This is a genomic window from Bradyrhizobium sp. 35, from assembly GCF_023073215.1.
GTDB classification, from domain to species: domain Bacteria; phylum Pseudomonadota; class Alphaproteobacteria; order Rhizobiales; family Xanthobacteraceae; genus Bradyrhizobium; species Bradyrhizobium canariense_D.
The window spans coordinates 105,908-125,327 of record NZ_JADPJC010000056.1; the positions used below are offsets into that span (position 1 = coordinate 105,908).

General features: G+C 63.2%; 23 protein-coding genes. 8 read left to right on the top strand and 15 right to left on the bottom strand.

Translation table 11 applies throughout. The features are described from left to right. The 3 genes from IVB36_RS12290 to xoxF5 all read right to left on the bottom strand — a co-directional run bounded on the left by IVB36_RS12290 (position 1) and on the right by xoxF5 (position 3,575). On the bottom strand, positions 1-1,110 hold the full coding sequence (locus IVB36_RS12290) for an S-(hydroxymethyl)glutathione dehydrogenase/class III alcohol dehydrogenase (RefSeq protein ID WP_018460307.1): 1,110 nt from the start codon (positions 1,108-1,110) through the stop codon (positions 1-3). Between the two features lie 61 nt (positions 1,111-1,171). Beyond that, complete coding sequence (locus tag IVB36_RS12295; protein WP_007601366.1) at positions 1,172-1,660, bottom strand: c-type cytochrome, methanol metabolism-related; 489 nt, start codon at positions 1,658-1,660, stop codon at positions 1,172-1,174. Between the two features lie 109 nt (positions 1,661-1,769). Further along, positions 1,770-3,575 (bottom strand): lanthanide-dependent methanol dehydrogenase XoxF5, encoded by a 1,806-nt coding sequence (gene xoxF5 / locus IVB36_RS12300; RefSeq protein ID WP_018460306.1) that lies wholly within the window; start codon positions 3,573-3,575, stop codon positions 1,770-1,772. A gap of 512 nt (positions 3,576-4,087) precedes the next feature. Between xoxF5 and IVB36_RS12305 the strand changes: the two genes are divergently transcribed. Then, positions 4,088-5,056, top strand: coding sequence for a helix-turn-helix domain-containing protein (locus tag IVB36_RS12305; protein WP_007601369.1), 969 nt, complete (start codon positions 4,088-4,090; stop codon positions 5,054-5,056). Positions 5,057-5,114: 58 nt separating this feature from the next. Here the strand turns inward: IVB36_RS12305 and IVB36_RS12310 are convergent, their stop codons facing one another. The 5 genes from IVB36_RS12310 to IVB36_RS12330 all read right to left on the bottom strand — a co-directional run bounded on the left by IVB36_RS12310 (position 5,115) and on the right by IVB36_RS12330 (position 9,731). Next, positions 5,115-5,540, bottom strand: coding sequence for a hypothetical protein (locus IVB36_RS12310; RefSeq protein WP_085350671.1), 426 nt, complete (start codon positions 5,538-5,540; stop codon positions 5,115-5,117). Positions 5,541-5,670: 130 nt separating this feature from the next. Beyond that, on the bottom strand, positions 5,671-6,660 hold the full coding sequence (locus tag IVB36_RS12315) for a tripartite tricarboxylate transporter substrate binding protein (RefSeq protein ID WP_085384845.1): 990 nt from the start codon (positions 6,658-6,660) through the stop codon (positions 5,671-5,673). A gap of 113 nt (positions 6,661-6,773) precedes the next feature. After that, positions 6,774-7,703 carry a transporter substrate-binding domain-containing protein gene (locus IVB36_RS12320; RefSeq protein WP_018460303.1) on the bottom strand — a complete coding sequence of 310 codons (930 nt, stop codon included), beginning with the start codon at positions 7,701-7,703 and terminating at the stop codon, positions 6,774-6,776. Then, complete coding sequence (locus IVB36_RS12325; protein ID WP_018460302.1) at positions 7,700-8,056, bottom strand: c-type cytochrome; 357 nt, start codon at positions 8,054-8,056, stop codon at positions 7,700-7,702. The genes IVB36_RS12320 and IVB36_RS12325 overlap by 4 nt, the downstream gene beginning before the upstream one ends. A 10-nt stretch (positions 8,057-8,066) precedes the next feature. Continuing rightward, complete coding sequence (locus IVB36_RS12330; protein ID WP_085350564.1) at positions 8,067-9,731, bottom strand: methanol/ethanol family PQQ-dependent dehydrogenase; 1,665 nt, start codon at positions 9,729-9,731, stop codon at positions 8,067-8,069. A 345-nt stretch (positions 9,732-10,076) separates the two neighbouring features. Between IVB36_RS12330 and IVB36_RS12335 the strand changes: the two genes are divergently transcribed. From IVB36_RS12335 to IVB36_RS12350, 4 genes are all read left to right on the top strand, one after another. Next, positions 10,077-10,469 (top strand): EF-hand domain-containing protein, encoded by a 393-nt coding sequence (locus IVB36_RS12335; RefSeq protein ID WP_026233996.1) that lies wholly within the window; start codon positions 10,077-10,079, stop codon positions 10,467-10,469. Between the two features lie 171 nt (positions 10,470-10,640). Further along, positions 10,641-10,721, top strand: coding sequence for a pyrroloquinoline quinone precursor peptide PqqA (gene pqqA, locus IVB36_RS12340; protein WP_018460299.1), 81 nt, complete (start codon positions 10,641-10,643; stop codon positions 10,719-10,721). A gap of 36 nt (positions 10,722-10,757) precedes the next feature. Beyond that, positions 10,758-11,663, top strand: coding sequence for a hypothetical protein (locus IVB36_RS12345; RefSeq protein WP_247391531.1), 906 nt, complete (start codon positions 10,758-10,760; stop codon positions 11,661-11,663). Positions 11,664-11,781: 118 nt separating this feature from the next. After that, on the top strand, positions 11,782-11,991 hold the full coding sequence (locus IVB36_RS12350; protein WP_018460297.1) for a hypothetical protein: 210 nt from the start codon (positions 11,782-11,784) through the stop codon (positions 11,989-11,991). Positions 11,992-12,161: 170 nt separating this feature from the next. On the opposite strand, the gene IVB36_RS12355 is transcribed toward IVB36_RS12350, so the two are convergent. Genes IVB36_RS12355 through IVB36_RS12370 form a run of 4 tightly spaced genes read right to left on the bottom strand, consistent with a single transcriptional unit; the run spans position 12,162 to position 14,982 of the window. Beyond that, entirely contained in the window at positions 12,162-12,515 is a 354-nt protein-coding gene (locus IVB36_RS12355; RefSeq protein WP_018460296.1) for a hypothetical protein, read from the bottom strand. Between the two features lie 47 nt (positions 12,516-12,562). Further along, positions 12,563-13,273 carry an ABC transporter ATP-binding protein gene (locus tag IVB36_RS12360; protein WP_018460295.1) on the bottom strand — a complete coding sequence of 237 codons (711 nt, stop codon included), beginning with the start codon at positions 13,271-13,273 and terminating at the stop codon, positions 12,563-12,565. Beyond that, positions 13,263-14,000: an ABC transporter permease subunit gene (locus tag IVB36_RS12365; protein ID WP_018460294.1), complete on the bottom strand. Its 738-nt coding sequence runs from the start codon at positions 13,998-14,000 to the stop codon at positions 13,263-13,265. Before IVB36_RS12365 ends, IVB36_RS12360 begins: the two co-directional genes overlap by 11 nt. Position 14,001: 1 nt before the next feature. Continuing rightward, positions 14,002-14,982, bottom strand: a complete 981-nt coding sequence (locus IVB36_RS12370; protein ID WP_204513979.1) for an ABC transporter substrate-binding protein — start codon at positions 14,980-14,982, stop codon at positions 14,002-14,004. Positions 14,983-15,070: 88 nt separating this feature from the next. On the opposite strand from IVB36_RS12370, the gene IVB36_RS12375 reads away from it, so the two are divergent. Continuing rightward, positions 15,071-15,430: a hypothetical protein gene (locus tag IVB36_RS12375; protein WP_018460292.1), complete on the top strand. Its 360-nt coding sequence runs from the start codon at positions 15,071-15,073 to the stop codon at positions 15,428-15,430. A 120-nt stretch (positions 15,431-15,550) separates the two neighbouring features. On the opposite strand, the gene IVB36_RS12380 is transcribed toward IVB36_RS12375, so the two are convergent. Both IVB36_RS12380 and IVB36_RS12385 read right to left on the bottom strand, forming a co-directional pair. Continuing rightward, on the bottom strand, positions 15,551-16,369 hold the full coding sequence (locus IVB36_RS12380; RefSeq protein WP_026233994.1) for a quinoprotein dehydrogenase-associated SoxYZ-like carrier: 819 nt from the start codon (positions 16,367-16,369) through the stop codon (positions 15,551-15,553). A gap of 50 nt (positions 16,370-16,419) precedes the next feature. Continuing rightward, positions 16,420-17,343 carry a quinoprotein relay system zinc metallohydrolase 2 gene (locus IVB36_RS12385; protein WP_026233993.1) on the bottom strand — a complete coding sequence of 308 codons (924 nt, stop codon included), beginning with the start codon at positions 17,341-17,343 and terminating at the stop codon, positions 16,420-16,422. Positions 17,344-17,470: 127 nt separating this feature from the next. On the opposite strand from IVB36_RS12385, the gene IVB36_RS12390 reads away from it, so the two are divergent. Next, positions 17,471-18,352, top strand: coding sequence for a substrate-binding domain-containing protein (locus tag IVB36_RS12390; protein ID WP_247295105.1), 882 nt, complete (start codon positions 17,471-17,473; stop codon positions 18,350-18,352). A gap of 10 nt (positions 18,353-18,362) precedes the next feature. Next, the gene (locus tag IVB36_RS12395) at positions 18,363-18,920 is read left to right on the top strand and encodes a PQQ-dependent catabolism-associated CXXCW motif protein (protein WP_018460288.1); all 558 of its coding nucleotides are present in this window, start codon (positions 18,363-18,365) and stop codon (positions 18,918-18,920) included. A 127-nt stretch (positions 18,921-19,047) separates the two neighbouring features. Here IVB36_RS12395 and IVB36_RS12400 read toward each other — a convergent pair whose 3' ends face one another. Further along, positions 19,048-19,347, bottom strand: coding sequence for a copper-binding protein (locus tag IVB36_RS12400; protein WP_007601401.1), 300 nt, complete (start codon positions 19,345-19,347; stop codon positions 19,048-19,050). Between the last annotated feature and the right edge of the window lie 73 nt (positions 19,348-19,420).

A 19,420-nucleotide genomic window follows, 5' to 3' on the forward strand; every position in this document is an offset into this window, starting at 1 on the left:
CTAGAACACGACGACTGAACGGATGGACTTGCCCTCATGCATCAGGTCGAAGCCTTTGTTGATGTCTTCGAGCTTGAGCGTGTGGGTAATCATCGGGTCGATCTGGATCTTTCCGTTCATGTACCAGTCGACGATCTTCGGCACGTCGGTGCGGCCCCGCGCGCCGCCGAAGGCGGTGCCGCGCCAGTTTCGCCCGGTGACGAGCTGGAACGGGCGGGTCGCGATCTCCTTGCCGGATTCGGCAACGCCGATGATGATCGAGGTGCCCCAGCCGCGATGGCAGGCTTCCAGCGCCTGGCGCATCACTGTGGTGTTGCCGGTGCAGTCGAAGGTATAGTCGGCGCCGCCGTCGGTCAGGGTCACGAGATGCGGGACGATGTCGCCGGTGATCTTCTTGGGATTGACGAAGTCGGTCATGCCGAACCGGCGTCCCCATTCCTCCTTGGAGTCGTTGATGTCGACGCCGATGATCTTGTCCGCGCCAGCCATCTTGGCGCCCTGGATCACGTTCAGGCCGATGCCGCCGAGGCCGAACACGACCACGTTGGAGCCCGGCTCGACCTTGGCGGTGTTAACGACGGCGCCGACGCCCGTGGTGACGCCGCAGCCGATGTAGCAGCTCTTGTCGAACGGCGCGTCCTCGCGGATCTTGGCGACCGCGATCTCCGGCAGCACGGTGAAGTTCGAGAAGGTCGAGCAGCCCATGTAGTGGTAGATCGGCTTGCCTTTGTAGGAGAATCGGCTGGTACCATCGGGCATCACGCCTTTGCCCTGCGTCGCGCGGATCGCGGTGCAGAGGTTGGTCTTCTGGCTGAGGCAGCTTTTGCATTGCCGGCATTCCGGCGTGTAGAGCGGGATGACATGGTCGCCCGGCTTCACCGAGGTCACGCCAGCACCGATCTCGCGGATGATGCCCGCGCCCTCATGGCCCAGGATCGACGGGAAAATTCCCTCGCTGTCGAAGCCGTCGAGCGTGTAGGCGTCGGTATGGCAGATGCCCGTCGCCTTGATCTCGACCAGGACTTCGCCGACCTTTGGTCCTTCCAGATCGACTTCGACGATCTCGAGCGGCTTCTTGGCTTCGAAAGCGACGGCGGCACGTGTCTTCATCTTAAGCTCCTTAAATTCCAGCAGGGCGCCCAGATCCAGGTCCTGGTCGGGCTCCGCACGTTCATTTCTTGCCCATGCACGAATCTTCGTTCTTGGTATAGGCGTCGTTCTTGTCCTCGTGCTTGCCGGGTCTTGTGCGGCCCCAGGCCTCGTTGGAGCGGGCGCGCAGGTAGACGTAGAGATCGTCCATGTAGCAGGCGACGTTCGGGTTATCGCCGAAGGCCGGCATCACGTTCTCTGCAGCAGTCGAGATGTTCTTGCGGCCGGAGGCGACGACGCCGAGAAAATCGGCATAGCTCATCGTCTTCAGCGAATCCTTCAACGCCGGGGCGTAGGTCGAGCCCATGCCGTCCGGGCCGTGACACACATGGCAATCCGAGTGATAGCGGCGGTATCCGGAATAGGTGTACCAGTCGACGGATCCGTCGGTGATCTTGTAGGTTGGGTTGCCTTCCTTGTCGGACCATTCGCCGGTTTCGTTCTGCTTGACGGCAGTCGGGTCACCTGATCCGTCAGCGACGGCAATTCCCCCGGACGCGACCAAGAACATCGCAGCAATGGCAGAGCAGATTTTACGCAAGAGATTTTCCTCGGAAGGCATTCGGTGAGACGAGCCGGCGCGTGGAGTTGATCCACGCGCCGGAGCGATGCTGAGAGGCCTAGTTGGGCAGCGAGAACACGGTCAGCGTACCGCCGAGTGCCGTGTAGTTGCTGAGCGCCGCGTAGCCACCGACGGCGCCGAGACCGGCGGTCGGATCGGTCAGGCCTGCCGCCAGACCGATGCCGGCCCAGCCGCCCACGCCGGAGAGCACTGCGACATACTGCTTGCCGCCGTTCTCATAGGTGGTGACGTTGCCGATGATGCCGGAGGGAGTCTTGAACTTGTAGAGCTCCTTGCCGGTCTTGGCGTCGACTGCCTTCAGGTAGCCTTCGAGCGTTCCGTAGAACACCACGTTGCCCGCGGTTGCGAGCGCACCCGACCAGACCGAGAACTGCTCCTTGTTCGACCAGACGATCTTGCCGGTCTTGCCGTCCCAGGCGATGAAGTTGCCCATGTGGGTTTCACCCTGTGGCGGATACATCGAGAGCGTTGCGCCCACGTAGGGCTGACCCGCGGTGTAGCTCACCTTGAACGGTTCGTAGTCCATGCAGACGTGGTTGGTCGGAACGTAGAACAGCTGCGTGTCCGGCGAGTAGGCTGCCGGCTGCTCGTCCTTGGTGCCGAGCGCGGCCGGGCAGATGCCCTTCACGTTGTGGTCCTCGCCCGCCTTGTCGGTCGAAGCTGCATCGAGCACCTTCGGGCGGCCGTAGGTCGGCGAGTTCTTGTCCATGTCGACGCCGGAGGTCCAGTTCACCTTCGGATCGTACTTTTCGGCGACCAGAAGCTCACCGGTGGCGCGATCGAGCGTGTAGCCGAGGCCGTTACGATCGAAATGCGTCAGCAGCTTGCGCGGCTGGCCGTTGATGGCCTGGTCCGAGAGGATCATCTCGTTGACGCCGTCATAGTCCCACTCGTCGTGGGGCGTCATCTGATAAACCCACTTGGCCTGGCCGGTGTCAGGGTTGCGAGCCCAGATCGTCATCGACCATTTGTTGTCGCCGGGACGCTGCTTCGGATTCCAGGTCGAGGGATTGCCCGACCCGTAATAGACGAGGTTCAGCTCGGGGTCGTAGGAGATCCAGCCCCAGGTGGCGCCGCCGCCGATCTTCCACTGATCGCCTTGCCAGGTCTTCAGGCTCGAGTCCTTGCCGACCGGCTTGCCGAGTGCGGTGGTCTTCTCTGCGTCGACCAGGATCTGATCGTCCGGTCCTTCAGAGTAGCCGCGCCAAGCCAGCTTGCCCGTCTTGATGTCGTAGGCGGTCATATGGGCTTGAACACCGAACTCGCCGCCGGAGATGCCGATCAGCACCTTGTCCTTGACGACCATGGGGGCCGAAGTACCGGTCTCGCCCTTGCTGGCGTCGCCGTTCTTCGCGGTCCATGCCACCTGACCGCTCTTGGCATCGAGCGCGACGAGCGTGGTGTCGGCCTGATGCAGGAAGATCTTGCCGTCGCCATAGGCCAGGCCGCGGTTGACCGTGTCGCAGCACATCACTGGGATTACGTTCGGATCCTGCTTCGGCTCGTACTTCCAGACGATCTTGTTCTCATTGGAAAGGTCAATAGCGTAGACCTTGTTTGGGAACGGCGTGTGGACGTACATCATGTTGCCGATGATCAGCGGGCCGCCTTCGTGGCCGCGCAGCACGCCGGTCGAGAAGGTCCAGGCGACCTGGAGCTTGCCTACGTTTTGTGCGTTGATCTGGTTCAGCTTGGAATAGCGGGTGTTGGCGTAGTCGCCGGTCGGCATCACCCAGTCTTTCGGGTTCTGCGACATCTTGAGCACTTCGTCGTTGGCCGACGCGCTGCCGACGGCGAGAGCCGCCGCGGAGCCAAGATAGGCCGCGAGTAGTACCTTGCGCATAGTCATTCCTCCATTGGTCTCGTTTATTGTTTCCGAAGCATTGCTTAATCGCCGGGCTTTTCGTCCGGCGTCTGCTCGTGCAGGGCGGTCACGATTGGACCAGAAACGATGCTGTGGTGTTTCCTCCTCCTGATGAGAGCCACGGGTCCACGTGCGGAGCGGCCCGTTCTTGTTGTTCCTGATACAATCCCTAACGACTTCGTCATCGGGAAACTTGCCCAAGAGAGAAGCTGGTTTGCTTGACAGCGCACGGGTCGGAAGTTTTTGATTTTGCAGTAGCGAATTCAGCGGCTTCCGCAACGCTTTGGCAGCGCCTTCACCGCTCAGGTTCCGCTTGACGGCGCTGCAACTAAGGCGGAGGATTAACTTACAAGGGTGGCAATGGAACGATGGCGCTCGTTCTAGAAGATCGCTCAAAATCGAGGTAAACGTCACGCAATCACGGTTCAGGGCTCCGGCAGCGCGGCTCGCGATTCGCGTCAAATCTCCGGATCAAACCAGTGGCTGGATTAATGTCCGACACGATTCACACGCTCTCGACGACGGGCATGACGCCGAAACGTCAGATCCAAAGCTGGATCGACGGGCTGACCAGCCTGTGTGGGCATTTCGACGTAGATCCGCTGGAAGCGTCTTCGCTCGAAGGCCGCATCGACTACACCAGCGTCTCGCGTCTGAAGCTCTGCCAGATCGAGGTCAGCCAACATCGCATCGCGCACACGCTGGCGCGCGCCAAGGCCAATGAACACCCGTATATCAAGATCCACTTCCAGACTTACGGCGTGTCCTATTTCGAGCAGGAAGGCCGCCACATCGAGCTGAACCCGGGCGACATCATCGCCTATGACGTCTCCTGTCCGCATTCGATCATCAGTCCCGCTTTCACGCGCCATGACGTGGTGATCGTGCCGAAGGCGCTGCTGCGCGACCGTGGATTCCCGTCGCAGCGAATGCCCGCCTGCAAATTGACCTCACGCACGGGGACGGGGCGCATCGCCCATGATTTCGTCCATGCGACCTTCGACGAGGCGGCCAAGCTGTCGGCGAACAGTGCGGTCGGCGTCGCCGATTCGCTGATCGACCTCTTGCTGCTGCCGCTGCGCGAGGCCGACACGATGCTCGATCGCGTCGGACCCGAAGCGACCTATGTGCGCGCGCAATTCTTCATCCGCGAGCATTTGCGCGATCCGGATCTGTGCATCGACCAGATCTCCGGCGAACTGGGCTGCTCCAAGCGTTATCTGCACATGCTGTTCTCGGAGCGCGGCACCACGGTGAGCGACTACATCTGGCAGGCGCGTCTTCAGAATTGCCGCCAGGAGCTCGAGGCCCACGCCGGCAAGACCATTACCGACGTCGCGTTCTCCTGGGGCTTCTCCAGCTCATCGCATTTCAGCCGGGTGTTCCGGAAATATTTCGGCGTAGTGCCGTCCTCGATCCACAAGGCGCAACAGGGCGCGGTTGCGGCGGACGAGCACTAGGCAAACGCCAGGTTCGGAGTCGACGCGACGGTTGACCGTCACGCGCCCGCGATGTCTCTCATGCCGATATGGCGATGTAGGGAATGCTGGTCAGGAGAGCGACGAGCAACACCGCGTTGCCCAGCATTCCACTCCAATGCAGTCGGCGTAGCCGGCGCGGGGCCTCGGCATCGCCGGCGTCCCTGGCGCTGAGCTGTTCGTCCATCTGTTGCATGAACCAGCGGCGCCCATAGATCGCCAAGGCTGCAAGGAGGCCAACGCCCATCGCTGCGACCAGACGACCGTCGAGCAGGAAAGCGACCGCTCCGATGATTCCGGCAACGCGCATCACCAGAAAATGCGCATTGAACATTCCGCGCAAAAGCTGGGCGACGGGCTGGATATCCAGCTTCACCAGCAGGAAGGCCGGAGACGCCAGGGTGAAATAGCCCATCGGAAAGAGTAGGATGATCATGACGGCTACGGCAACGCCATCCGGTGTCATGGGATCGGCCTTTCTCGTCCGCGCCGGCGAGACCTTCCCGCCAGCGTCGCACAATCATAGCGGGAAAATGCGCTTCCGGCACTAGGCTTTGGTCGGACGCCGCGCTGCGAAGGGCGTCATGCCTCGCGGTTCAGGCGGGTTCGAGGCCGAGCGATCGCGCGCTCTCGATCCAGATCGGCAGCTCGCGCTGATACAGGGCGTTGGTTTCCTTGAAGCCGATCGCGGGTTCGAGCACGAACGTGTTGAGAACCTCCTTCACCTTCGGATCGCTGTTGGCAGCGACGCAAAGCTCCGCCAGGCGGTCGACGACCGGCTGCGGTGTCGCTTTCGGCACGGCCCAACCGGAGAAGCCGCTGACGGTGAAGAATTTCGACGTCGCGCCCTGCTCGGGGAGGGTCTTGATATCAGGGATGGCGTCGACCTTCTTCGAATGCACCGCGAACACGGTGCCGCGATCGCTTTGCAAGACCGATTGCGCTGCGGTGTAGCTGCCCATGGCCACATCGAGCGTACCTTCCAGCATGCCCGTCCACATCGGGGCTTCGCCGCGATAGTGGATCGGCTCGATGGCAAGGCCATACTGCTTGTTGAGCTCGTGGACCGTCATATGCGGGGCCGAGCCCGCGCTATAGGTGCCGAAGTTGACTTTGCCGCTCTTGCGCGCAAAGGCGACGAAATCCTCCAGCGTCTTGACGCCGGTTTTCGGGTTCGCCACCAGCAACAGGCCGGCGCCCGGAATGACGCTGACCAGCGTCAAATCCTTGTCCATGTCGTAGCCGGGAGTCTTCATCACCACCCGGTTCATGATGTAGGTGGTCGAGATCGAGCACAGGATTGTGTGGCCGTCGGGCTCTGCGCGGGCGACCTCCGCCGTCCCGATCGCGCCGGCGGCACCGGGCTTGTTCTCGACGACGACGGTCTTTCCGACCTGCTTGGCAATGAATTCACCATAGGCGCGCGCGAGCAGATCGGTCTGTCCGCCGGCGGGATAGCTGCAAATCATGCGGATCTGCCGCGATGGCCACGCAGCCTGCGCCGAGGCGCCACGCGAGACGAAAGGCATCGCGAGTGTGGTGGTGCCGGCGGCGATGAAGCGGCGGCGATCGAGTTTTGCGGACATGATTCTCTCCCGGGTTGTCGCCGACGGTACTGCATCGGGTCGCCTCTGCCATGGGTGGCTGGCGAGACAGATTGGCGCATCCGAAGGGCCGCGCTGGGTGCGCCAGCTGTCCACTAGCGCTGAATGATCTTCAACCAGACGTCGCCAAGGATCGCAGGCTCCCGCGGCGGCAGATAGCTCAGCCCCGCCTGTGTGCCGAATTCGGCGATCTTGCCCTCGGCAGCAAGCCCGGTCAGCGCCTTGTTGACGGCGTCGAGCAGTGCGGGATCGCTGGCCAGCCCGACATAGCCGCGATTGGCCCCGATCGGATAGTAATAGCCGGACGCGGTGATCGCCGTGTCGGGGTGCGCGGCGCGATGGGCGTCGAAGCGGCCGAGGTCGATCAGCGTCGCGTCATAATCGCCACGGGCAAGTGCGCCGAGGAGATCATCGCGGCCGGGGACGAGATGCGTGATGTCGTCGATCAGGCGCCCCTTGTCGAAGGTCATGAGGATCGCATCGCCGAGCGAGCCGCTCTCGATGACGAGGCGCAGGCCGGCGAGATCTCCGATATCGCCGATGTTGCGACCCCGCGCCTTCGGCCCGAGCACGACCGTCATCGGCGAGTAGACATAGGGCTGGCTCGGCGCGAGCACGCCGAGCGCGACGCGGCGGCGCCGGTCGTCGCGCGTGGCGCCGGCAAAATCCGGCAAGCGCGCCGTTTTCATGCCGGGCTTGACGAGGGAGTCCGTCGTCAGCGCGTAGCCGCCGACGAGCGAGCAACGCCCATCGGACAGCAGCGCATTGGCCTCGAGCTGCGGGCTCGAATCCTCGTCCAGCTTGCTCTCGAACCACTGGATCGTCAGCGGCCGTCCGAGCCGGTCGGCGATCGCCTGCGCCAGCAGCACGTCGAAACCCGAGCCGGGCTTGCCCTTGTGATGCACGGAGAGCGGCGGCCTGACCTCGTCGAGACAAATCTTGAGCGGATCGTCGGCCGCGCGTGCAGCTGCGGCCGCCGCCGCGAGAATCGCGGCAATGCTCCAAACGGCCAGCCAGCGCCTCATGGTTTTCTCCGGCTCGAGATGAAGGCCCAGAGATTCCCGATCTCCTCGTCGCTGAGAATGTCAGCCCAGGGCGGCATCTTGTTGTTCTTGCCGTTCTTCACGGTGGTGACGAAGCGCGTCTTGTCGTCGGGGAAGGCGCGCAGGTCCGGCGTGATGGTGCCGGGGTTCATCATGTTGGGGCCGTGGCAGTGCGAGCATTTCTCGGCATAGGTCGACTTGCCGTGGTCGATCTGTGCCTGCACGGGATTGCCGGTTGAATCATCCGCGGCACGAACGGTCGCCGCAAGCGCGACCGTCAGCACCGCGACGGCGGCGAGGATCGCCACCGTCTTGTGAGATAGCTTTCTCAGCATCGTGCCGTGGTTATTGCTTGACCGCAAAAACCCAAAGTGAGCCGCCGGGCGGGACTTTGGCCAGCCGTTCGTCGCCGGAGAACAGCGAGTAGACGCCGCCATAGCCGCTCGTCACGGCGACATACTGCACGCCGTCCTGCTGCCAGGTCACCGGTTGTCCCTCGATGCCCGAGCCGGTCTGGAACTGCCAGAGCTTCTTGCCGGTATCGGCATCGAAGGCCTCGAACTCGCCGGTCAGCGCGCCCGAGAACACGACACCGCCCGCGGTCGACAGCACGCCGGAGAAGCGCGGGATGTCGCTGGGTGCTTCCCACTTCGCCTTGCCGGTCATGGGATCGATCGCCTTCAGATGACCGCGCGGGCCGTCACCCCATTCCCAGAGATCGGTGAGGTCCATGCCGAGATACCATTCACCCTGCTTGAAGGTGGCGGGTTCGGTCTTGTACCTGCCGCCGAAGGCGAGCGTGTTGGCGTAGGCGAGGCCGGTCTGCGGATTGAACGACATCGGCTCCCAGTTCTTGCCGCCGAGGATCGACGGATAGACGGTCACCTTCTTGCCCTCACGCGCATCCTTCGAGACGTCGGTCTCGATGGGACGTCCGGTCTTCATGTCGATTCCCGTCGCCCAGTTGACCTTCACGTAAGGATTGGCCGCGAGCAGCTTTCCGTTGGTGCGGTCGAGCACGTAGAAGAAGCCGTTGCGGTTGGCGTCCATCAACACCTTGGTCGGCTTGCCCTCGACGTTCATATCGGCGAGGACCATCTCGGCCACGCTGTCATAGTCGAACGGATTGTTGGGCGAGAACTGGTAGTGCCACTTGATCTTGCCGGTCTTGGGATCCATCGCCAGCACGGAGCAGGTGTAGAGGTTGTCGCCCGGGCGTACCGCCGAGTTGAACGGTCCGGGATTGCCGATACCCCAGTAAACCGTGTTCAGCTCGGGATCATAGGAGCCCGTAATCCAGGTCGAGCCACCGCCGAGCTTCCAGGTATCGCCCTTCCAGGTGTCGCCGCCGGGCTCATCCGGAGAGGGGATCGAATGGGTGCGCCACAGGTGCTTGCCCGTTGCGGGATCCCAGCCGTCGATGAAGCCGCGGGTGCCGAACTCGGCGCCGGAGATGCCGGTGATCACGACGCCGTCGGCGACCAGCGGCGCCACCGTCATCGAATAGCCTTCCTTGATATCGGCCGCCTTCTGTCGCCACAGCTCTTTGCCGTCCTTGGCGTCGAGCGCGATCACGTTGGCGTCCAGCGTGGTGCGGAACACCTTGCCCTCATAGAGTGCTGCGCCGCGATTGATGATGCCGCAGCAGACGATGCGCGGCGTTTCGGCAGGATACTCGACCTTGGATTTCCAGATCTGCTTGCCGGTCTTGGCGTCGACCGCCATGGTCGCGTTGTGCGACGTCACGTAGATCACGCCCTGGTACACCAGCGGCTGCGATTCCTCGCTGCGATCGTCGTTGAAAGAGTAGTTCCAGACCGGGACAAGGTTCTTGACGCTGTCCTTGTTGATCTGGTTCAGCGTCGAGAAACGCTGAAGATTGTAGCCCATCCCGTAGTTGAGAACGTTCGATGTATCGGTCGCGCCTTTGACCAGCTGCTCGCTGGTTTGTGCACTTGCACAAGTCGATGCAAGCATGACGAGGCTCGCGGCCATCGCAAAGCGTTTCATCCGTCCCTCCCAATATGCGCGCCTATTGACGCTGCGACAGCAACACTCCGCCCGAAAGCAAAACGCGTCAATACGAAAGTCGTAATTGCGATGCCGATATGGTAGGCGGCGCGGGATGCCGTCACCTGACGGAGACCTGACAAAGCAACTCTCACTTGTGCGCAGGCGCTGAAGAAATTCCGCGGCATGGAGCAGAGCGCGTGCGCCACGGCAGCGGTCGCGCCGACGGGTTCTGCAAGTTGTGCGGTGCGCAGGCTGCAATTCGGGACTTGAACCGAGGCTCGCTTGTGGACTTATGTCGTTTCGATCCGGTTCGAATCGGAGCTCTTGGTGAGGGAGGTTTTCATGATATCGCGTCGCTCTGTTGCACTTGCGCTCACGATTGCACTGCTGTCCGGTCCGGCATGGTCGGCCTCCGGCAACGCGGTCAAGACGTTCGATACCGACAATGACGGCACCCTCGATCTTGCCGAGGTGAAGAAGGCGGCGGCGGCGTTGTTCGCCAAGCTCGATCCCGATCACGACGGCACGCTCGACGCCCGCGAATTGCGCGGACGGTTAACAGCGAAAGAACTCGCCGCCGCCGATCCCGATCGCGACGGGACTCTCACGCTCGACGAATATCTCTCGGTGGTGGAGCAGCGCTTCAACGCGGCGAATCCCGACAAGGATGGAACGCTGGATGCGAAGGAGCTGAACTCGCGCGCCGGTCGCGCGCTGCTGCGCTTGTTGCGGTGAGAACCGCGCCGCTTGACTGGGAGCGAAGGCGAGTTGCCCGAGAGAGAAATTTGCAAGCGCGATGCGACAGTTCGCTGTGTCAACGGTGCGATTCCAGACTTGCGCTGTGGCTGACGCAGCCCTAGGTTTTCGCCGGCGCGATGTCGCGCTCAATCCCTTGGGAGTCCCCGAATGGCCTGGAAAGCTCCGAAGATCGTGGAAGTGCCGGTCGGCATGGAAATCAACATGTACGCCTGCGCTTTGCGCAAGTAAGACCACAAGTAAGACTGACGACCTGCCGCGGCTTCGATGGCAACCACCGTCGAAGCCGTGGTAGTGTCGGGGATGCGCGCGAGAGCCCTTACATTCTGGACCATAGCCGCCTGCACCGTCGCGCTCGCGCCGGCATGCGTCCGCGCCGAAGAGGGCTTCGATACCGAACACATCTTCGGCTTCATCATCGGTACCGATGTCGGCAATCCCGGCGAGCGCGAATTCCAGACTCAGACGACAGGCCGATTCGGCAAAGGAGGCGGGACCTATCGCGCCCTCTCGCAGGAGGTCGAGATCGAGATCGTGCCGCTGCCGAACTTTCGCATCGAGGTCGGCGGCACTGCCACCCTGCACGACATCACCGGCGTCCCCGACATCGGCGACCGCCGCCAGTTCAATTTTCAGGGCGCTTCGCTCGACCTGCGCTATCGCCTGCTCGATCGCGAGCGCGCGCCATTCGGGTTGACCGTCGCCGCCGAACTCCATGGCGACCGCATCGACGAGACTTCTGGAGCAAAAGGGCGGATGTACGGTACCGATTTCACGCTCGCCTTCGATCGCGAGCTGATCCCGAACTTCGCCATCGGGGCGCTCAACCTGATCTATCAACCCGAATGGGCGCGTTTCGAAATGGCGGGACTGTCCGAAAAGAGTTCGACCATCGGCGCGGCCTTCGCCGGCCTGGTGCGCGTGCGGCCCGATGTGCTGCTCGGCGGCGAGGTGCGCTACTTCCGGCAGTACGAAGGCATCGGCCTCGGCGAGTTCGCAGGACAGGCGCTCTTCGTCGGTCCGACCGCTTATTTCCAGCTTTCCGAGCGCTCGCGCCTGACCATGAGCTGGAGCATGCAGGCATGGGGCCGGCCGGCCGGATCGGGCGGCAATCTCGACCTCGTCAATTTCGAGCGCCACCAGGCAAGGCTGGTCTTTGGAGTTAATTTCTAGCGCTCGGGGAGAGTTGACAGGCAATTCCCGCTTTATTTCGGGCGGCCGGATTGAAACTTCCCGCTCATCGGAACGTAATCTTTTGTGCTAACTTCATCGCCTCTGCGAGGATCCCGGCATGAATCCGATCGACCTGGTGGTGACTGTGTGTGCGTTGCTCTCGCCAGCGACCTGCGAGGAGCAACATCTGGTGTTCAACTATGCGGGGTCGCCGACGCAATGCGCGATGGCTGCGCCGCCCTATATCGCGCAATGGATTGGTGACCATCCGAAGTGGCAGGCGGTGCGGTGGCGCTGCGAATATCCGCATCCGAACGACAAGGCGTAAAGCCCTGAGCTGCGTTGCCGGTCGCGACTGGCTTAGGTCCTCATCCTGAGGAGCTTGCGAAGCAAGCGTCTCGAAGGATGGCCGCAGGGCGACAGACGGGCCTGCATGGTTCGTGACGCGCGTTCCGCGCTCCTCACCATGAGGGGATAACGCTCGTAACGCAGCCCCCGTTACTTGCTGCAGTCCTTCAGATCCTTGTCGGCGATCGAGAACACCGCATCCGCCTTGATCTCGATGTCGCGCACGATGCATTGCCGCGCATTGGGATAGCTGACCCTGGCGTCGTAGCGGCCGGGCTCGACGCCGGTGATGCGCAGCCGCTCGTCGTGGTCGACCTCCTTGTCTTTGTCGTTCAGGCACTGGTTCGGCCCCCACTCGGTCTTCCCGGCCGGGGAGAGCTGGAAGCCGGAGATCGCCTCCGTCGTCAGATTCCAGAGCCGGATACCCTTGCCCTTGGCCTGGGCGAGCGCCGCGCCCGGCATCGCAACCAACAGGATGCCGATCGCAATCAGCGTACGCCGCATGATGACCCTCCCGCGAAGATGTCGTTGGTCCAATTGACCATGAGTTCTCATTGCGATTCAAGCTGCAACGCCGCGAGCTCGGCCCTGATCTTGCCGAGTTCGGCCTCGCTGCGCTCCGCGCGCGGGATGGCAATCGGCACCTCGCGCACGATGCGCGCCGGTCGCGGCGACAGCAAGAACAGGCGGTCGCCGAGCCGGATCGCGTCATCCAGACTGTGGGTGACGAGCAACGTCATCACCGGACGGCGCGCCACCAGCGTCGCGATCTCGTCGCGCAAACGGCCGGCGAGTGCGTCGTCGAGCGAGGCGAGGGGCTCGTCGAGCACGAGCAGGTCAGGCTCGACGGCAAAGGCGCGAGCGAGCGCGACGCGCCGGGCGAGGCCAAGCGACAGCTCGCCTGGAAAATGACTGCGATGCGCGTCCAGCTCCAGGATCCTGAACAGCTCGGCGAGCTTGGCGTCGGTGACATCGGGTGCCGCAAGCCGCACATTCTGCTCGACCGAGCGCCATGGCAGCAGCCGCGGCTCCTGGAAAACCATACCGATCCGCGCTTCCGGCGGGCGCGAGACGCGTCCCTCGAAATCGCGGTCGAGGCCGAGGATAATGCGCAGCATCGTGCTCTTGCCGCAGCCGGACGGTCCGATCAGCACGCCGACCTCGCCGGATTGAAGCGCGAAGCTGACCGGCGCGAGCACCTCCTGCGTCCCGCCCGCGGCACTCTTGAACCTCTTGCCTGTGATATCGACCTCAAGCCGCACGGGGTCGCCATCGTGTTGCGCGGGCTTCGAACGGTTGCACCAGCGCGGTCTCGATCACGAGCACGACGGCGGCGAAGGTTAGCGAATAGGCCAGCAGCCGCGGCGTGTCGAACAGCTGGAAGGCGACGCCGATCTCGAAGCCGACGCCGTTGGGTCGCCCCAGGAGTTCGGCGACCAGCACGATCTTCCACACCAGCGACAATCCGGAGCGGGCTGAGGCTGCGATATAGGGCGCCAGTTGCGGCAGCACGACGTGGCGGAAAGCGCGCCAGCGCGGCATCGCGAACACGCTCGCCATCTCGTCGAGCGAGCGGTCGAGCGCGCGCGCGCCCTCGCGCAGGGTGACGATGGCGGTCGGCAACTTGTTGATGGCGATCGCCGCGATCGCTGCGGCTTCGGTGAGCCCGGCCCAGATATAGGCCAGCACGATCACGACCAGCGCGGGCAGGTTCAGGAGCAGGATTAGCCAGGGATCGCCGAGCCGGTCGGCGAGCTTCACCCGTCCCATCAGATAGCCGATGGCGCTGCCGAGCGACATCGCCAGCACGAAGGCGAGGCTTACGCGGGCAAGCGTTGCGCCGAGATGCAGGAACAGCGCGCCGCTCGATGCTTCCGCGACGACGACGTCGAGCACGGCGGGCGGGGAGGGCAGCTTCGCGGCGCCGACGAAGAGGGCGGCGATCCACCAGATCGCGAGCAACAGGGCAAACGACAGAAGACGCAGCACCTCACTCCCCGGCAACTGCGTGAAAGAACGTGCCGGGATCGAGCTCGGCAGCCGGGCCGACGAGGTCGCGGCCGCCGGTCTCGGCCAGCACGCGGTAGAGCACGCGCGCGTCCCTTTCTTCGTCATCGATGCTCCGGCGCGGAATGCCGTCGCGATAGCGCTCGCGATAAGTCTTGAGCAGGGTGGCATCGCTCGTGCCGGTGAGCGGTGCGATCTTGTCCCAGGCGGCATCGGAGGTCACCAGCAGCTGCTTGGCCTTGCGGGTCATCGCGATGAAGCGCGCCACCGCATCGCGATGACTTGCCGCCCAGGTTTCGTCGAAGACATAGCCGACCGCGGAGACCGCGCCCTTGGCGCCGAGTTTCGGCAATATGTCCTCGATACCGGCAAGGCGTCTAAAACCCTTGGCCTCCAGCTGTGCGCAGAAATTCCAGAAATTGAGGCTCGCATCCATCTCGCCGTCGAGCGCCTTGGCGGCGAGCAGAGGCGGAGCACCATAGACGATGGTCGCCTCCGATTTCAGGTCGATGCCGTCCTGCTTCATGCGCGCCTGGAGCAGCAGCCAGCTCTTGTCGATGGGACCGCCGCCGACGGCGAGCTTGCGGCCCTTCAAGTCGGCGAGCGACTTGATCGGCGAGGAGGCCGGCACCATCACCGCGCCGAGCGCGCTGGAATAGGGATAGAAGGTGAGCTTGGCGCCAAGCGTGCGCTCGCGAGACACCCACAGCCAGTCGGAGAGGATGATGTCGGCATTGCCGGCGCGCAGCGCGATCTTGCCGGCCTCGGGGCTCGCAAGCTCGGCGACGTCGAGCGACAGGTCGGCCTCCTTGTCGAGGCCGTTGGCGCGGATCGCGGCCAGCTCCCAGGAGAATGTTCCGGTCTTCTGCACCGCAAGGCGAATCGTATCCGCGGCGCGGCCGGGCCCGGTTAGCGTCAGCGCCAGCGCCACCGCGAGCGCCAATGATCCACCAAATGTTCTCATCACGTTGTGAGCCGTTTCCTCTGACAGAAGTGCTTTTCAGGACAATACGCATAGCATAGCTTCCGTCGCAACCAGCGGGAGGACGCTCATGAATCTGGCCGGACAGCTACGACCGATTGTCGCCGCATTGGCGGTGTGGGCTGCGACCGCGCTCGCCGCGCAGGCTGAACAGGCCAATGATTATCCGACGTCGGCGCGTGCCGAGTATGTCTATGGCTGCATGAAGGCGAATGGCGAGAGCCGGCAGGCGATCGAACAATGTTCCTGCTCGATCGACGTGGTGGCCTCGATCGTGTCCTATGAGCGCTACGTTACCGCAGAAACCGCGCTCAGCATGTCCCAGGTCCGCGGCAATCTCGGCGTCCAGTTCCGCACCTCGGAGCAGGCGAACTCGGCCGTGAATGATTTGAGGCGTGCCCAGGCGGAAGCCGAGGTGAGGTGTTTCTGACCGCTTGGTTGTACGACCACCGTATTCGTCATGCCCGGGCTTGTCCCCGGGCATCCACGTCTTGGCGGCACCTAAGATCGTGGATGGCCGGGACAAGCCCGGCCATGACGACCGGGAGCCTCACGTCCCCGGCTTCTCCACGTCCCACTCGTTCCGGAACACGTGTCCGTCCGTGTCCTTGGCTTCCGCGCGAAAACGCCTGGCGCCGTTGGATACATAGGTGAAGCGCAGATTTGGATCTTCCGAGATCGAGATGCCGCCTTCCATCGACAGCACGGGGCTGTCGTCCTGCGTCAGCTTGAGCTGGTTGATGAAGAAGGCGGGAATGTAGAGCTGTGTGACCTGGTCCATCTGCAGGCCGGAATTGTTGGGATGGCCGATCATGATCTGCGCTTCCCGCATGCGGCTCGCCGGGGCCTCCTCGCGCGCGAATTGGCGGTAGCGCATCTGGCCGAGCCGGTTCTGGGCCTCCTCGGCATTCTTCCCTGCTGGTGCCGAGCAGCCGCCGGAGGCCTTCACGTAGACTTTCGAGACATAGAGCTGGCCATCGCTGAGCTCGGCCACCGCATGAACGTCGGTGTAATTGTTGACGCGCACGCGGGTCGAGATTTCAGTGACGTTGGCATCCGGTCCGAGCTCGAACTTCGCCGCCATCGGCGCGGGATTACGATCGATCACCAGCGTGATCGAACGGATGCGGCGGGCATCGCCGGGCGAGAGCTTGCTGCGCAGGGTCACCGGCACGATGGCCGCGTCTTCGGCACGATACGGCATCTCGATTCCAATGACATTGCCGCCGTCATTCATCGGACGGCTGCTGAAGATGTCCTGCACCAGGCCCGGCCAGGGATCGTAAGCCTCTTCCGCCTGCGCCGGCACGGCGAATGCAATGCCGAGGAGCAGGGCGATCAGAGGCAGTCGGCGCGTGCATCCCGTCATGGTCATGGTCCCGCGGACGAAGCAACGTTTCACGCATCGTAGCGCGTCCGCTACTCCCATTCAATTTCCGAAAATGCTGCGGTTGCGTTGCGGGCGTTGTAGTCGTCGAACAGCTCCCAGTGCGGCCGTTCCGAGGCGGCGGCCCTGTCTGCAGCGGTTCGGATCGGCTCGCCCTTCTTGTTCGACGCCCGGATGTCCGCCAGCAGTGCCGTCAGATAGCGCCGTTCATCGGTCAGCGCGGCAGGCCATTCACTCACAGGTCCGTGACCGGGAACGACGCGCTGCGCCGGAATGCTCTCGAGTTCCGCGAGGATGCGAAGCCAGCCGCGAATGCTGCCGTCCATCACCGGAATATGGCGGAGGAAGATGAGGTCGCCAGTGAACAGCGTCTTCGTCATCTCATCGAACACGGTCAGGTCATTGTCGCTGTGCCCGGCCGGCCAAGCCCGCAGGTTGAGGCGGCGCGCACCGAGATCGAGCATCAGGGTGTCCGTGACGAGCATTGTGGGCGGCACGATTTTCACGGGAGATATCAATTCGTCGCCCATGATGCGCCTAAAATTGTCGAGATAGTACGGCCCACGGGCAGCGAGCGCCCGCGGCAATCGGCTGTGACCGACGAAAATGGTGTCCCCGGCGACGAAAGCCGCATTGCCGAAAACATGGTCGGGATGGCCGTGGGTATTGATGACGTAGCGGATCGGCTTGCTGGTGCGGGCCCGCACCGCCGCCAGCAGCGCCTCGCCCTCGCGAACGCTACCGCCGGTATCAATCACGGCCACCGCATCTTCGCCCACGATGAAGCCGACATTGGCGATGTCGCCCTCGTTCTCGCGGGTCATCAGGGCGATGGTCCCGGAGTGTACGAAGATTCCCGGCGCGACTTCGCTCACAGGCAATTCGGCCGCTGCGGCGCATGCTAGCGTCGCTGTTACCAGGGACAAGGCTGCGATCACGAGAGCGATGCGAGACACTTTTCAGCCTCAGTTCAAAGGTTGCGCGCATTGCACTGCAACAAAGAAAGCCAGCACAAAGTCTGGCAAAACATGGCGCGTCATGCGTTGCATGGCTAGCATTCAAACAAGCCTAGGAGGAAGCGCGATGACGGAGGCCGGACGACATCGTCGCTGGTTGCTTTCACTGAGTATCCTGGTTGCGTCTTGCGCGTTCGGCGACGTCGCCATAGCGCAGACCAACGAGACGGGTGACCTCTCGTTCGAACTGGTCGACCCCAAGGTGCTACGCGTCTGTTCCGACCCGCGCAATCTGCCGTTCTCGAATGAGAAGGGCGAGGGGTTCGAGAACAAGCTTGCCGAGCTGTTTGCGGACAAGCTCCAGAAGAAGCTCGACTATGTCTTTTTTCCGCAAGCCACCGGCTTCGTGCGCATGACGCTCGGCTCGCATCGCTGCGACGTCATCATGGGCTTCCCCCAAGGCGATGACCTCGTGCAAGGCACCAATCCCTACTACCGCACGAGCTATGCCTTGGTCGCGAAAGCAGGTAGCGGGCTGGAGGAGGTCGACACGCTGGAGGATGCCAGGCTCAAGGGCAAGCATGTCGGCATCGTCGCCGGCACGCCGCCTGCGACCAACATGGCCATTGCGGGACTGATGGGTGATGCAAAGCCCTATCCGCTCATGATCGACACGCGCTACGACAATTCGGCGCAGGCAATGATCGATGATCTCACGGCGGGCAAGATCGACGCCGGCGTGCTGTGGGGACCGATGGCAGGGTTCTACGCGAAGAAGGCGGGGTCGCTTCATGTCACGCCGCTGGTGAAGGAAACCACCGGGCCAAAACTGGTCTATCGCATCGGCATGGGCGTGCGTGGCGCCGACCAGAACTGGAAGCGGCAGCTCAACAAGCTGATCCAGGAGAACCAGGGCGAGATCAACAAGATCCTGCTCGATTTCGGCGTGCCGCTGCTGGACGAGAACGATCGGCCGCTTGGCGCGGAGACGACCAAGAAGGCACCATGAGGCAGACGCCATGAGGCGGCACCTTGCGGCTGCGCTGGTCGGCGCCGTGCTGGTGGCGCCGGTCGTTGCGCAGCAGCAGGAGCCGTTCGAGCCCGAAGGCTATCGCACCGACAACTACCGCGCGCCCGTGCCGCCGACGCTCGGCGGCGCGCGCGTGCTGTCGACGTCAGAAGCCGAGGCGATTTGGCGCGCGAAGAGCGGCGCCTTCATCGACGTGCTGCCGCGCGCGCCGAAGCCGAAAAACCTTCCCGCGGGTACCGTTTGGCGCGAGGCGCCGCGCAAAAATATTCCGGGCAGCATCTGGCTGCCGGATACCGGCTACGGCACGCTGCCGCCCGCCATGGACGACTATTTCCAGCGCGGCCTGGCGCGTGCATCACACGGCGATAAGAACGCGCTGCTCGTGATCTATTGCCTGGCCGATTGCTGGATGTCCTGGAACGCCGCCAAGCGCGCGCTCGCGTATGGCTACTCCAACATCGCCTGGTATCCCGATGGCACCGACGGCTGGGAGCGTGCAAAGCTTCCTACTGAGGAGGCGCAGCCCGAGCCGCGGCCGGAGCAATAGGCAAGAGATCGTCATGCCTGGGCTTGCCCGGGCATCCACGTTCTTGGTGCCTCGTGGCTGTGCGTGGATGGCCGGGACAAGCCCGGCCATGACGCCCTGTCGCACGTGGGAAGAGGCGAGGAAAAGCTTACTGCTTCTGCAACTTCGTCAGCGTGCCCGTCCCGTTATTGTCGGTCGCAGAGTAGCTCACCCTGTCGCCGGCGTGGACGGCGTCGAGCATCGCGGCATCCTTGGCCTTATACTCCTGGAGCGCGCCGGCGCCGCCTGCGCTGCCGCCGACTGTGCCCTTCTGCGTCTGCTGGATCGAAATCGTGCTGTTGAGCCGATCTATCCGGGTGACCATTCCGGTCAGATCGTCAGCGAATGCGCTGCTTGCGAGCATGCTGATGGCTGCAGCGCCTGCGAGGATGAATTTCGTGGTTCCCATCGAGGCCTCCCGATGCCTTGGATTACCCGTCGACAAGACATCCTAGACCGATTTGGTTCCGGCATATAGCACG

Bases quoted from the DNA above. Each gene is read 5' to 3' on its own strand.
- IVB36_RS12290 (WP_018460307.1), bottom strand. From the start codon at position 1,110: ATGAAGACACGTGCCGCCGTCGCTTTCGAAGCCAAGAAGCCGCTCGAG.
- IVB36_RS12295 (WP_007601366.1), bottom strand. From the start codon at position 1,660: ATGTTCTTGGTCGCGTCCGGGGGAATTGCCGTCGCTGACGGATCAGGT.
- xoxF5 (WP_018460306.1), bottom strand. From the start codon at position 3,575: ATGCGCAAGGTACTACTCGCGGCCTATCTTGGCTCCGCGGCGGCTCTC.
- IVB36_RS12305 (WP_007601369.1), top strand. From the start codon at position 4,088: ATGTCCGACACGATTCACACGCTCTCGACGACGGGCATGACGCCGAAA.
- IVB36_RS12310 (WP_085350671.1), bottom strand. From the start codon at position 5,540: ATGACACCGGATGGCGTTGCCGTAGCCGTCATGATCATCCTACTCTTT.
- IVB36_RS12315 (WP_085384845.1), bottom strand. From the start codon at position 6,660: ATGTCCGCAAAACTCGATCGCCGCCGCTTCATCGCCGCCGGCACCACC.
- IVB36_RS12320 (WP_018460303.1), bottom strand. From the start codon at position 7,703: ATGAGGCGCTGGCTGGCCGTTTGGAGCATTGCCGCGATTCTCGCGGCG.
- IVB36_RS12325 (WP_018460302.1), bottom strand. From the start codon at position 8,056: ATGCTGAGAAAGCTATCTCACAAGACGGTGGCGATCCTCGCCGCCGTC.
- IVB36_RS12330 (WP_085350564.1), bottom strand. From the start codon at position 9,731: ATGAAACGCTTTGCGATGGCCGCGAGCCTCGTCATGCTTGCATCGACT.
- IVB36_RS12335 (WP_026233996.1), top strand. From the start codon at position 10,077: ATGATATCGCGTCGCTCTGTTGCACTTGCGCTCACGATTGCACTGCTG.
- pqqA (WP_018460299.1), top strand. From the start codon at position 10,641: ATGGCCTGGAAAGCTCCGAAGATCGTGGAAGTGCCGGTCGGCATGGAA.
- IVB36_RS12345 (WP_247391531.1), top strand. From the start codon at position 10,758: ATGGCAACCACCGTCGAAGCCGTGGTAGTGTCGGGGATGCGCGCGAGA.
- IVB36_RS12350 (WP_018460297.1), top strand. From the start codon at position 11,782: ATGAATCCGATCGACCTGGTGGTGACTGTGTGTGCGTTGCTCTCGCCA.
- IVB36_RS12355 (WP_018460296.1), bottom strand. From the start codon at position 12,515: ATGCGGCGTACGCTGATTGCGATCGGCATCCTGTTGGTTGCGATGCCG.
- IVB36_RS12370 (WP_204513979.1), bottom strand. From the start codon at position 14,982: ATGAGAACATTTGGTGGATCATTGGCGCTCGCGGTGGCGCTGGCGCTG.
- IVB36_RS12375 (WP_018460292.1), top strand. From the start codon at position 15,071: ATGAATCTGGCCGGACAGCTACGACCGATTGTCGCCGCATTGGCGGTG.
- IVB36_RS12380 (WP_026233994.1), bottom strand. From the start codon at position 16,369: ATGACGGGATGCACGCGCCGACTGCCTCTGATCGCCCTGCTCCTCGGC.
- IVB36_RS12390 (WP_247295105.1), top strand. From the start codon at position 17,471: ATGACGGAGGCCGGACGACATCGTCGCTGGTTGCTTTCACTGAGTATC.
- IVB36_RS12395 (WP_018460288.1), top strand. From the start codon at position 18,363: ATGAGGCGGCACCTTGCGGCTGCGCTGGTCGGCGCCGTGCTGGTGGCG.
- IVB36_RS12400 (WP_007601401.1), bottom strand. From the start codon at position 19,347: ATGGGAACCACGAAATTCATCCTCGCAGGCGCTGCAGCCATCAGCATG.